Here is a 10,975-nt window from a genome sequence, read left to right as displayed (position 1 = left end):
CGAGGTGCAATTGCTGACCACACTATCCACATGGTTATCCACAGGTGTGGAAAGGACGGTCATCGACGTGCCGCAGCCTATCGGCAACGGCTCGCGATCTTCATGCTGCATCCAATTACTCGGTTGTTTGGGCAGCTAGTCCGATCTGCCATCCTTGCTTCGTTGTCGGCTGCCGTCTCAAGCCGAAACGGCACTGCCCGAAGCTAACAGGTTTCGGTGCGGCTGCCAACACTTGTTTCCGATTCTGGTCAAAGTTGGTCTTGAATCCGAGGAACTGACAACGGTTTCCCTCGATTTGGCGGCACGGGCTACCGGTCCGGTATGAGTCAATTGGGACTGGCGAGGTTTGACCGGGCGAGGGCTCGTCAGTACCCTCAAACAGTCGCCCGAAAGTCGGCGATGCGGCTGCGACCTAGATCGTGCGTTCTGGGGACCGCGCCGGCCAGCTGCGAGACCACCGCCGAACGACGAGTTGCTGAACACAGCGGCCAGGTGGTTATGCCAGACACACCGAGGAGAACGCCGTGGCCAAGGGCAAGCGGACTTTCCAGCCGAACAACCGGCGCCGAGCCCGCGTTCACGGTTTCCGGCTGCGGATGCGCACCCGGGCCGGGCGATCCATCGTGTCGAGTCGGCGCCGCAAAGGCCGCCGTGCGTTGACTGCCTGATCGTAACGGCGGGTTTTGCAGCGGTGCTGTCGGCAGGCAACCGCATGAGGCGGTCGACTGAGTTCGATGCGACGGTGAGGCACGGCCTGCGCATCGTCCAACCCGACGCTATCGTGTACGTCCGGCGGAGCGACGAGCCCGACGGCAGTGGCCCTCGGGTGGGTCTCATCATCGCCAAATCCGTAGGCACCGCTGTCGACCGCCATCGTGTCGCGCGGCGTCTGCGGCACGTCGCTCGTCCGATGTTGGCGGCCTTGCATCCCGGTGATCGGGTGGTGATTCGTGCCTTGCCGAGTAGCCGCGATGTCTCATCGGCGTGGTTGGAGCAACAGTTGCGAAGTGGGTTGCGACGCGCCTTCGCATTGGCAGGTACTGATCGGTGAGTCAGTGGGCATGCGGTCCTGGCGGAGTGGGTCGGGCCACCGGCCGGAAGGCCGTTCGCGGCGCCATCTATTTGATTGAGTTATACCGGCACATGGTTTCGCCACTACGGCCCGCCTCGTGCCGCTTTATCCCGACCTGTAGTCAATACGCCGTCGATGCGCTTACCGAGTATGGGCTGATCCGAGGGAGCTGGCTGACGGTGGCCAGACTCGCCAAGTGTGGTCCGTGGCATCGGGGAGGATGGGATCCGATACCGGAGCGCGAGGGATGCCGAGCCGACGAGGTCGGTCGGGCTGGTCCCGTGAATCACGGAAAGAGTGAGTCTTTTGTTTGATTTCTTCAGCCTCGACTTCGTCTATTACCCGGTGTCGTGGATCATGTGGCTTTGGTACAAGCTGTTTGCGTTCGTGCTTGGGCCGTCGAACTTCTTTGCTTGGGCGCTGGCGGTGATGTTCTTGGTTTTCACTTTGCGAGCCCTGCTGTACAAGCCGTTTGTTCGGCAAATCCGTACCACCCGGCAGATGCAAGAACTGCAGCCACAGATCAAGGCATTGCAGAAGAAGTACGGCAAAGATCGTCAGCGGATGGCGATGGAGATGCAGAAGCTGCAACGAGAGCACGGTTTTAATCCCATCCTCGGTTGCTTGCCGATGCTGGCGCAGATCCCAGTGTTCCTGGGTCTGTATCACGTGCTGCGTTCGTTCAACCGCACTACCGGCGGTCTCGGTCAGCCGCACATGTCGGTGATTGAGAACCGGATGACCGGAAACTATGTCTTCACACCGACCGACGTCGGCCACTTCCTGGACGCGAATCTGTTCGGAGCCCCGATCGGTGCGTCCATGACGCAGCGCGGGGGTCTAGATGCTTTCGTGGACTTCAGTCGCCCAGCGGTGATTGCGGTCGGGGTACCGGTGATGATCCTGGCGGGCATCGCGACCTACTTCAATAGCCGCGCCTCGGTCGCTCGACAGAGTCCTGAGGCGGCGGCGAACCCGCAGACCGCGATGATGAACAAGTTGGCGCTGTATGTTTTTCCGCTCGGCGTCGTCGTTGGTGGACCGTTTCTTCCGTTGGCCATCATCTTGTACTGGTTCTCGAACAACATCTGGACGTTCGGTCAACAGCACTACGTGTTCGGGATGATCGAGAAAGAGGAAGAAGCCAAGAAGCAGGAGGCCTTGCAGCGTCGGGCGGCGAACGCTCCCGCGCCGGGGGCCAAACCCAAGCGCGCGTCCAAAACAGCGCCGGGCCGAGACGGCGGGGAGACGGACACCGGCGACTCGTCAGACGCAGAGGGCGACTCCAACGCGAGTGCGGAGGAGCGGGGCACTACCGAAGGCTCGGGGAAGGCGGCACCTTCGGAGGCCAGCAGGCCGAATTCGGCCCGCCGGAATAGCGCCCCTGCGAACCGGGCCCCGCGCCCGGGTGCGCGACCAAAGAAGCGCAAACGTTGACCACCCACTGAACGCCGCACAAAGACGTCGCGAAACATCGCGAAGACCGATCCGTAGATGAGGGAGATGAACTTATGACCGAAGCGGACACCACCGAACTCGAGACGGATGACCGTAACGCAGTCGAGCAGGTCGCGCCGGGTGCTACCGACGAGCCCGTCGGTGCCGACGAGGGTGAAGACCTGGAAGAGCGGTTGGTTGCCGAGGGCGAGATTGCCGGCGACTATTTGGAAGAGCTGTTGGACCTGTTGGATTTCGACGGCGACATCGACCTAGACGTCGAGGGCAGCCGGGCGGTCGTGAGCATCGACGGCGGTAACGACTTGAATAAGTTGGTAGGCCGCGGCGGAGAGGTTCTCGACGCGCTGCAGGAACTCACCCGCCTGGCGGTGCATCAGAAGACGGGTGTGCGCAGTCGACTGATGCTCGACATCGCCAGCTGGCGGCGGCGCCGTCGCGAAGAACTGGCGGCGCTGGGAGACAAGGTGGCGCGTCGCGTGGCCGACTCTGGTCAACGCGAGGAACTGGCGCCGATGACGCCGTTTGAGCGCAAGATCGTGCACGATGCGGTGGCCGCGGTATCCGGGGTGCACAGCGAGAGCGAAGGCGTAGAGCCGTCTCGGCGCGTTGTCGTCTTGCGTGACTGATCTGTGCGCGAACCGCGACCGCGACGTGACTGACGCCCGACGAATAACAGTCGTGTAATCCACGCCTGTTATGCGTGGGAACAAGTATTGGATGAGCGGAGAATGTTTCACGTGAAACATGGCGGGTCTTCGGAGCCGAGCGAGACCGCTCCGGGGAGTGCAGGCACCGCGTTGTCCGCCGCCGCCGTTTTCGGCAGTCGTGTGCAGCTGGCGCAGCGATACGCCGACCTGTTGGCGGGTGCCGGGGTCGAACGCGGACTACTGGGACCGCGGGAGGTGGGTCGGCTGTGGGAGCGGCACCTGCTGAATTCCGCCGCGATCGGCGAACTCCTCGATCCGGGAGATCGAGTCGTAGACGTCGGGAGTGGAGCAGGGTTACCCGGGGTGGCGCTGGCGATTGCGCGACCGGATCTCCGCATTGTTCTATTAGAGCCGCTCTTGCGACGGAGCGAATTTCTTCGTGAGGTGGTGCACGATCTGGGACTGACAGTTGAGGTGGTCCGCGGCCGCGCCGAGGATCGGGCGGTGCAGAAGGCGCTCGGCGACAGCGACGCCGCGGTCTCAAGAGCGGTGGCGGCATTGGACAAACTGACGAAGTGGAGCATGCCTTTGGTAAGGCTCGATGGGCGGATGCTCGCCATCAAGGGCGAGCGCGCCGCCGAGGAAGTACGAGAGCACCGGCGTGTGATGGCGGCGTCGGGTGCCGTTGATGTCAGGGTGGTCACATGTGGCGCCAACTATTTACGGCCGCCCGCAACCGTAGTGGTAGCGCGGCGCGGAAAGCCGCCGCGACGCCGGCCGCCGCGGATCGCGGACAGGGGAGCAATATGAGCTCGGCAGATGTTGTCGCGGGTGTCGTGACACAAACACTAGATCGGAAGGTAGGGCGCGCTGGCCTGCCGGTGCCGGACTCGGCACGGGTAGCGCAGGCGCAGAACCTCACGGATGCGCCACGGGTGCGGGGGGCGACGGCTTCACCCGACATTGCTGCGGCGCAGGAGGTCTCGCCTCCGGCACGGCGATCGGGTGCATCACCCCGGGGGGCGGTACCCGAGGCCGTCGTGCAGCCGCAGTCGCGGCCGGGCGAGGCGGCCGTCGGTCGCGAATTGGCGTCCGCGGCCGAAACAGCGCACAATCCGACGGTGAATGTTTCACGTGAAACATCGACCGAATTCGACACACCGATCGGTGCCGCCGCGGAACGCGCCATGCGGGTCTTGCACACCACCCACGAACCACTGCACCGTCCGCAGCAGCGCCGGCTTTTCACCATCGCCAATCAGAAAGGTGGCGTCGGTAAGACCACCACGGCGGTTAACCTCGCGGCGGCCCTCGCCGTGCAGGGGCTCAAAACGCTGGTGATAGATCTCGATCCCCAGGGCAATGCAAGTACCGCGCTCGGTATCACCGACCGCCAGTCCGGCACCCCGTCGTCCTACGAAGTCCTCATCGGCGAGGTCTCGTTGGAAGAGGCGCTGCAACGAAGCCCGCACAGCGACCGGCTCTTCTGCGTGCCAGCCACCATCGATCTTGCGGGCGCGGAGATCGAATTGGTCAGTATGGTGGCGCGCGAGAATCGGTTACGAAATGCGCTCGCCGAGCTGGACAAGTTCGACTTCGACTACGTCTTCGTGGACTGCCCACCATCGCTTGGGCTGCTCACCATCAACGCACTGGTTGCGGCCCCCGAAGTGATGATCCCCATCCAGTGCGAGTACTACGCGCTGGAAGGTGTGTCACAGCTGATGCGCAATATCGAGATGGTGAAGGCTCACCTCAACCCGGAACTCGAGGTCACCACCGTCATTCTGACGATGTATGACGGGCGCACAAAGCTCGCTGATCAGGTCGCCGATGAAGTCCGCCGCTACTTCGGAGACAAGGTCTTGCGGACGGTGATTCCACGCAGCGTGAAGGTCTCGGAAGCACCGGGCTACAGCATGACGATCATCGATTACGATCCCGGCTCGCGCGGGGCGATGAGCTATCTGGATGCCAGCCGCGAACTCGCCGAGCGCTATCAACCACCAGTCGGGAAGGGACGACCATGACGCAGCCGTCGCGGAGGAAGGGTGGCCTGGGCCGGGGTCTGGCGTCGTTGATCCCCACCGCCCCTGCCGAGGGAGAGTCGGGACCATCGACTTTCGGGCCGCGCATGGGCTCGGTGGCCGCCGACGTGGTGATCGGCGGGTCGACACCGGGTACCACTCCGATCGGCGCGGTATACCGGGAGATTTCACCGTCGGACATCGAGGCCAATCCGCGACAGCCGAGGCAGGTCTTCGACGAAGAAGCGTTGTCGGAATTGGTGCATTCGATCCGCGAGTTCGGGCTCTTGCAACCCATCGTCGTGCGGACTGTCCAGGGCGTTCCAGGTGGCCCCCGCTACCAAATTGTGATGGGGGAACGACGCTGGCGAGCGGCCCAGGAGGCGGGTCTAGAGGCCATCCCCGCCATCGTGCGCGAGACGGGCGACGACAATCTGCTGCGCGACGCTCTTTTGGAAAACATCCATCGGGTCCAGCTGAACCCGTTGGAAGAGGCGGCCGCCTACCAACAATTGCTCGACGAGTTCGGCGTCACGCACGACGAACTCGCCGCGCGCATCGGCCGTTCGCGACCACTGATCACCAACATGATTCGCTTGCTCAAGCTGCCGATCGTGGTGCAGCGCCGAGTGGCGGCGGGGGTGTTGTCGGCGGGCCATGCGCGCGCGCTGCTGTCCCTGGAAGCCGGTCCGGACGCGCAGGAGGAACTGGCGAGCCGGATCGTCGCGGAGGGGCTTTCGGTGCGAGCCACCGAAGAGGCGGTGACATTGGCCAACCGCGGTGACGCCAGCGCGCCGGCGCCGCCTCGGCGCAAGCCGATCCAGATGCCGGGACTGCAAGACGTTGCCGAGCGCCTCTCGAACGCCTTCGACACCCGGGTGTCGGTCAGCCTCGGCAAACGCAAGGGCAAGATCGTCGTGGAATTCGGCTCGGTGGACGATCTGCAGCGCATCATTGCCCTCATGACCGATGCAAAACCATGACCGGTAACACCATGTAATTACGTCACTGTGACAACCCGCGGCTCCGGAGTGCTAACGAAGCCGTCCAGGGTGTCGCGAGCGAGCGCAGATCTACTGTGCATCAAGCGATTTCGAGAACTGATTGATACGGGCGGCGGCTGGATACCCGGGACGGGGAGCGGTGCGCAGCGACGGCTCTAGTGGTAGGGCCAACACTGGCCCCAACGAGGTGAACTCTCCTATCCTAGATGGGTTGCTGGTGCCCATCAGCCGAGGGAAGGCAGGGCTGTTGGTATCGCCGTGTGACAACGCGGGTCGCACGGCGGCTGGCGTAGGAGCGAGGCTGTCGACATTGTCTTGTGAGTTCGCGGGCCGGGTGGCTGGCGGAGGGCGCACGACCGATTGCGGCAGCACCGCACGGAGGCTAGGAGACTAGTGCCTGCTCGTATCACTGCGCTGCGGCTCGAGGCCTTCGAGCAGCTTCCGAAGCATGCGCGTCGCTGTGTCTTCTGGGAAGTGGATCCGGCGACCCTCGGAAATGAGGACCACCTAGCCGACCCGGAATTCGAAAAGGAAGCCTGGCTGTCGATGGTGATGCTGGAATGGGGCTCGTGCGGCCAAGTTGCTACGGCCATCCCGGACGGGCGCAGCACTGCCGACCCGCCATGTCTGGGGTATGTGTTCTACGCACCGCCGCGCGCGGTGCCCCGAGCGTATCGCTTTCCGACGGGACCGGTGTCCGCCGACGCGGTGTTGCTCACGTCGATGGGGATTGAGCGCGGTCAAGCCGCAGATGATCTGCCGCACGACCTGATCGCCCGGGTGATCGACGAGTTGGTCCGGCGCGGTGTCCGGGCGCTGGAAGCATTCGGCCGCACAGCGGCAACCGCCGAATTACAAAATCCCCGGATGGTCAGTCCTGATGTGCGGCCGGTTTTGGAATCTCTCGGTGACTGCTCGGTGGACCACTGCATCATTGATGCCGACTTCCTGCTGGACGTCGGTTTCGTTGTGGTGACACCCCACCGGTACTTTCCTCGGCTTCGGCTCGAGTTGGACAAAGGTTTGGGATGGAAAGCAGAAGTCGAAGCCGCCCTGGAACGTCTGCTGGAGAATGCTCAACTGGAACAGCCGGTGGGCGCGGCGGCTGCGGTCGGCAATGCGCTAAGTGCCAACCCGACACCGGGTCTCAGGTGACAAGAAGGGTCAGGATCCGCTGAGTCTGCTCGCCCGCTCCACCGAGAGTTCGTGGGCAAGCAACTCGGCAAAGGTGAAAGTGCCTGTGGGACGGTCGTTCTTGCCGAGTAGGTAAAGCCGCTTGACCGCGGCGAGAATCCCTTCGGCAATGGCATCGCGGGTCTGCATGGAGATCAGCATCTCGCGATCGCGTGAGTTGGTGATATACCCGACGTCGACCTGAACCGTGGGCATTCTGGTCAGCCGCAACAGATCCCAAGTCCGACCGTGAGTGCGACAATCCTGTAACCCGGTGCGCGCCACAACTTCTCGCTGAATGAAGTCGGCAAGATTGCGACCAATGGTGGATACCGAACCGTGCGCATTGCCGAAGTGGAAGGAGGCCACACCGTTTGCCGCTGAACCGGGTTGAGCTTCGCAACGTAGGCTGATCATCAGGTCCGCCCCGACAGAGTTGGCAGTAGCGGCCCGCTCAGCGTCCGATGGACTGCGATTGGCCGGCCGGGACAAGAATGTCTCCATACCGATGGCGGACATCCGCCCCTCAAGTCGACTAGCCAAGTCCCACAGCATGTCTGCTTCGCTGATCGGCCCGGCAGGACCTTGGGTGATCAGGCCGTGGTCGTTACCCCCGCGGCCCGGATCGATGATGATGCGCTTGCCTGACAGCTTGGGACCGGACCTACGAACCAGCTCCTCTTCCCGAATCGCGTGTGGCGAGCCGCCACTGACGCGCGAACTCAGGAAGTACAGCGAGCGCAACGTTTCTGGGCCGCAGATGCCGTCAGCGGAGAGCCCGTACTCACGCTGGTATGAGATCAACGCGTTGTGTGTCTGCAGCCCGAAATGACCGTCGACCAGGCCGGTGTAGAAACCGAGATCCTGCAGCCGAGCCTGAAGTGTCGCGACATCGTCGCCGTACAGCGGAGCACCGAATTGGTGATACAGCGTGCGCGCCCCGAGCCGGTAAGAGGCCTCTTTCAATGCGCGGTAGGTTGCCTCGCCGACAATGCCGTCCACGAGCAGTCCCCGGTGCTGCTGAAAGGCACGCACCGCCTGATCGAGGTTGACGTCGAATAGCTCGACGGCGACGTGTTGGCCTGTGGTCAGGTCTTCGTCGACGTTGTCCAGCATTCCCAGTGCAGCCAGCACCGCCCGGATCTCCGTGACAGCGGCGCCGCGATCACCGCAGCGCAGCGCGTCGCCGTCTTCGCGGCGCGGACTCGGCATACCAAGGGCCCTCCGGAACTAACTGACATCGCTGACAAATGCACGACAGCTAACCGGTATTGTCGCAGATCCTTGCCGATTTAGGGAAAACCCCAGGCCAGTCGGGGCGGTTCGATCCGACCTCTAGAACAGGTCTAGGTGAGGTTGGGAACCACGTCGGAAAGCTCACGTAGCAACGCCGCTTTGCCTTTGGCCCCGACGATTCGTTTTACCGCCTGGCCGTCCTTGAACAGGATCATGGTGGGAATGGAGACAACCTGGAAATCGCGCGCCGTTTCAGGATTGGCGTCGACATCTAGCTTGGCGACCGTCAAATTATCCGAACGTTCGGCTGCGATTTCCTCAAGCACCGGCGCCACCATTTTGCATGGTCCACACCAAGTTGCCCAAAAGTCAACCAGCACAGGCTTATTGCTGGATAACACGTCGGTGGAGAAAGAGGCGTCGGAAACCTCGATGGTGGCGCTGGACTTCTCGGAATCGGTCATTGCTGTGCTCCAATCAACGTGTCGGTACTGTCAGCGTCTCCCGCCGTTTCATGTTCGGCCAGCCAGCGCTCGGCGTCTATAGCGGCGGCGCAACCGCTGCCGGCCGCGGTGACAGCCTGACGGTAGGTGCGGTCCACCAGGTCGCCAGCGGCGAACACTCCTTGCAGCGACGTGCCCGTGGTACGGCCCTCGACCAGCACGTAGCCGTCGGGATCTAGGTCTACGGCATCACGCACCAACGCGGATCGCGGCTCGTGGCCGATCGCGACGAAGACGCCGGTCACCGGCAGCGTCGATTCCTCACCGGTAAGTCCGTCACGCAACCGCAGTCCGGTGACCGTGCCACCCCCCTCCACAGCAACGACGACCTTATTGGTCAGGATCCGGATCTTGTCGTTGGCCTGGGCGCGGTTGAGCATGATCTTGGACGCCCGGAACTCGTCGCGGCGGTGCACCAACGTGACGCTCCTGGCGAACCGGGTCAGGAAGGTGGCCTCCTCCATGGCAGAGTCACCGCCCCCGATGACCGCGATGTCTTGATCGCGGAAGAAGAACCCGTCACAGGTGGCACACGAACTCACTCCGCGGCCCAACAGCTCCTGTTCCCCAGGTACGTGTAGATAGCGCGCCGCAGCGCCCATCGCCAGGATCACGGCACGAGCGCGATGGGTTTCCCCCTCGGCGGTGACGACCGATTTGATCGGACCATCCAGCTCTACCGATTCCACGTCTTCCATTCGCAGGTCTGCACCGAATCGCAGCGCCTGTTCGCGCATCTCGTCCATCAACTCTGGGCCCGTGATGCCCTCACGGAATCCGGGGTAGTTCTCGACCTCCGTGGTGGTCATCAGCGCACCTCCGAAGGAGGTGCCCTCGAAAACCAGCGGAGCCAGCTGAGCGCGGGCGGTGTAGAGGGCCGCGGTATATCCGGCCGGCCCGGAGCCGATGACTATTACGTCGTGGATGGTGTCTTGGGCGGGGGAGGCGGCGGTCATGCGGGCCTTTCGGATACGGACGTTGAGCGTCTGGCTTCGCTAACTTCTTTGTCTTCTCGGACTTCTATGAACGCAAGCGTAGGCACTGGTGTTCCCGCTTGCGGCGCATGCCGGTCACGGCGGGAGTTTCCGGGGGACGGTTGTGCTGGCCAGCAGCCCGGTGTCGGCTGCGCTGCAGTATTGCGCCACCGCATACGCGGCCACGTTGGTGGGGGTATCCCCGGGTAGCACCAGGAGTACCCCCGGTCGGGCATTGATGTCGATGGGGCGCGCTCCCAGCACCTCGGTAGACGCCGGGTAGCCCAGTCCGTTCAGGCAGGATGCACGCCGGGCCGGGTCGGTGAGCGTCCCGAAGTCGGGAGTCCGCTGCAGCAAATCCAGAATCTGATTCATGGACAGCGGGATCATTGGCGGTGGTGTGGAAATCGTGATGTGCATCGCGGTGGTTGGACCGCTCGGCGTCGGCGTAGGTGCCTTGATCAGCGCGGTGGTACCGAGGCCGATCGCCGCGACCGCGGCGCACAATCCGGCGATGCCGGCGAGGACTTTCGCCGGTCGAGTGCGAGGGCGGGCGGCGTGCGCAGCGCGGGTGCCGTTCGCCGGTGCAGACCGTAGGGTAGCGGAGATCCTGTCAAGGAGATCGGTGGGCGGATCCGGCGCTGACGCCGGATCCGCCCCGGCGTCAGCGACATCGCGGCGAACCTGCTGCAACGCGTGCAGGGCTGCCGCCGCGGTGGGGTCGGTGCGTACCTGCCGCCGGACTCGAGCGGCGGCTTCGTCGCCGAGTAGTCCCGCCTGCAGCTCGGCCAGGAGCTCGACGGTCAGCGGCGGGTCCGCGCTCGCTTCGTTCTCGGCTCCATTCATCCGCCCCAGTGTGCGGCATGACGGGCCCGATGGCC

At 63.6% G+C, this 10,975-nt stretch carries 13 protein-coding genes; 9 read left to right on the top strand and 4 right to left on the bottom strand.

Annotation, left to right across the window (positions count from 1 at the left end):
• The first annotated feature begins 524 nt into the window (after nucleotides 1-524).
• From rpmH to MB901379_RS23810, 9 genes are all read left to right on the top strand, one after another.
• Nucleotides 525-668, top strand: a complete 144-nt coding sequence (rpmH, locus tag MB901379_RS23850) for a 50S ribosomal protein L34 (RefSeq protein ID WP_077100535.1) — start codon at nucleotides 525-527, stop codon at nucleotides 666-668.
• Nucleotides 669-691: 23 nt separating this feature from the next.
• Nucleotides 692-1,051 carry a ribonuclease P protein component gene (gene rnpA / locus MB901379_RS23845; RefSeq protein ID WP_158018845.1) on the top strand — a complete coding sequence of 120 codons (360 nt, stop codon included), beginning with the start codon at nucleotides 692-694 and terminating at the stop codon, nucleotides 1,049-1,051.
• A complete protein-coding gene (gene yidD, locus MB901379_RS23840; RefSeq protein WP_174237064.1) occupies nucleotides 1,048-1,386 on the top strand; it encodes a membrane protein insertion efficiency factor YidD in 339 nt (112 codons plus the stop codon). Before rnpA ends, yidD begins: the two co-directional genes overlap by 4 nt.
• Complete coding sequence (yidC, locus tag MB901379_RS23835; RefSeq protein ID WP_158018844.1) at nucleotides 1,370-2,509, top strand: membrane protein insertase YidC; 1,140 nt, start codon at nucleotides 1,370-1,372, stop codon at nucleotides 2,507-2,509. Before yidD ends, yidC begins: the two co-directional genes overlap by 17 nt.
• Nucleotides 2,510-2,583: 74 nt before the next feature.
• Nucleotides 2,584-3,156 carry a Jag family protein gene (locus tag MB901379_RS23830; RefSeq protein ID WP_158018843.1) on the top strand — a complete coding sequence of 191 codons (573 nt, stop codon included), beginning with the start codon at nucleotides 2,584-2,586 and terminating at the stop codon, nucleotides 3,154-3,156.
• Between the two features lie 102 nt (nucleotides 3,157-3,258).
• The gene (gene rsmG / locus MB901379_RS23825; RefSeq protein ID WP_158018842.1) at nucleotides 3,259-3,987 is read left to right on the top strand and encodes a 16S rRNA (guanine(527)-N(7))-methyltransferase RsmG; all 729 of its coding nucleotides are present in this window, start codon (nucleotides 3,259-3,261) and stop codon (nucleotides 3,985-3,987) included.
• A gap of 230 nt (nucleotides 3,988-4,217) precedes the next feature.
• Nucleotides 4,218-5,207, top strand: a complete 990-nt coding sequence (locus tag MB901379_RS23820; protein WP_408632402.1) for a ParA family protein — start codon at nucleotides 4,218-4,220, stop codon at nucleotides 5,205-5,207.
• The gene (locus tag MB901379_RS23815; RefSeq protein ID WP_158018840.1) at nucleotides 5,204-6,187 is read left to right on the top strand and encodes a ParB/RepB/Spo0J family partition protein; all 984 of its coding nucleotides are present in this window, start codon (nucleotides 5,204-5,206) and stop codon (nucleotides 6,185-6,187) included. The genes MB901379_RS23820 and MB901379_RS23815 overlap by 4 nt, the downstream gene beginning before the upstream one ends.
• Before the next feature lie 414 nt (nucleotides 6,188-6,601).
• Nucleotides 6,602-7,363, top strand: coding sequence for an acetyltransferase (locus MB901379_RS23810; protein ID WP_158018839.1), 762 nt, complete (start codon nucleotides 6,602-6,604; stop codon nucleotides 7,361-7,363).
• 9 nt (nucleotides 7,364-7,372) lie between these two features.
• On the opposite strand, the gene MB901379_RS23805 is transcribed toward MB901379_RS23810, so the two are convergent.
• The 4 genes from MB901379_RS23805 to MB901379_RS23790 form a co-directional block, all read right to left on the bottom strand.
• Nucleotides 7,373-8,593: an N-acetylmuramoyl-L-alanine amidase gene (locus MB901379_RS23805; RefSeq protein ID WP_158018838.1), complete on the bottom strand. Its 1,221-nt coding sequence runs from the start codon at nucleotides 8,591-8,593 to the stop codon at nucleotides 7,373-7,375.
• Nucleotides 8,594-8,727: 134 nt separating this feature from the next.
• Nucleotides 8,728-9,081 carry a thioredoxin gene (gene trxA, locus MB901379_RS23800; protein ID WP_158018837.1) on the bottom strand — a complete coding sequence of 118 codons (354 nt, stop codon included), beginning with the start codon at nucleotides 9,079-9,081 and terminating at the stop codon, nucleotides 8,728-8,730.
• On the bottom strand, nucleotides 9,078-10,076 hold the full coding sequence (gene trxB / locus MB901379_RS23795) for a thioredoxin-disulfide reductase (RefSeq protein ID WP_158018836.1): 999 nt from the start codon (nucleotides 10,074-10,076) through the stop codon (nucleotides 9,078-9,080). The genes trxA and trxB overlap by 4 nt, the downstream gene beginning before the upstream one ends.
• A 114-nt stretch (nucleotides 10,077-10,190) precedes the next feature.
• The gene (locus MB901379_RS23790) at nucleotides 10,191-10,940 is read right to left on the bottom strand and encodes a hypothetical protein (RefSeq protein ID WP_158018835.1); all 750 of its coding nucleotides are present in this window, start codon (nucleotides 10,938-10,940) and stop codon (nucleotides 10,191-10,193) included.
• Nucleotides 10,941-10,975 lie beyond the last annotated feature (35 nt).

The organism is Mycobacterium basiliense (assembly GCF_900292015.1).
In the GTDB taxonomy this organism is placed as follows: Bacteria; Actinomycetota; Actinomycetes; order Mycobacteriales; family Mycobacteriaceae; genus Mycobacterium; species Mycobacterium basiliense.
This window is presented reverse-complemented; position numbering and strand designations above follow the sequence as displayed.

Excerpts from the sequence above, each read along its gene's own strand:
- MB901379_RS23830 (WP_158018843.1), top strand. The coding sequence starts at position 2,584 with ATGACCGAAGCGGACACCACCGAACTCGAGACGGATGACCGTAACGCA.
- rsmG (WP_158018842.1), top strand. The coding sequence starts at position 3,259 with ATGTTTCACGTGAAACATGGCGGGTCTTCGGAGCCGAGCGAGACCGCT.
- MB901379_RS23815 (WP_158018840.1), top strand. The coding sequence starts at position 5,204 with ATGACGCAGCCGTCGCGGAGGAAGGGTGGCCTGGGCCGGGGTCTGGCG.
- MB901379_RS23805 (WP_158018838.1), bottom strand. The coding sequence starts at position 8,593 with ATGCCGAGTCCGCGCCGCGAAGACGGCGACGCGCTGCGCTGCGGTGAT.
- trxA (WP_158018837.1), bottom strand. The coding sequence starts at position 9,081 with ATGACCGATTCCGAGAAGTCCAGCGCCACCATCGAGGTTTCCGACGCC.
- trxB (WP_158018836.1), bottom strand. The coding sequence starts at position 10,076 with ATGACCGCCGCCTCCCCCGCCCAAGACACCATCCACGACGTAATAGTC.
- MB901379_RS23790 (WP_158018835.1), bottom strand. The coding sequence starts at position 10,940 with ATGAATGGAGCCGAGAACGAAGCGAGCGCGGACCCGCCGCTGACCGTC.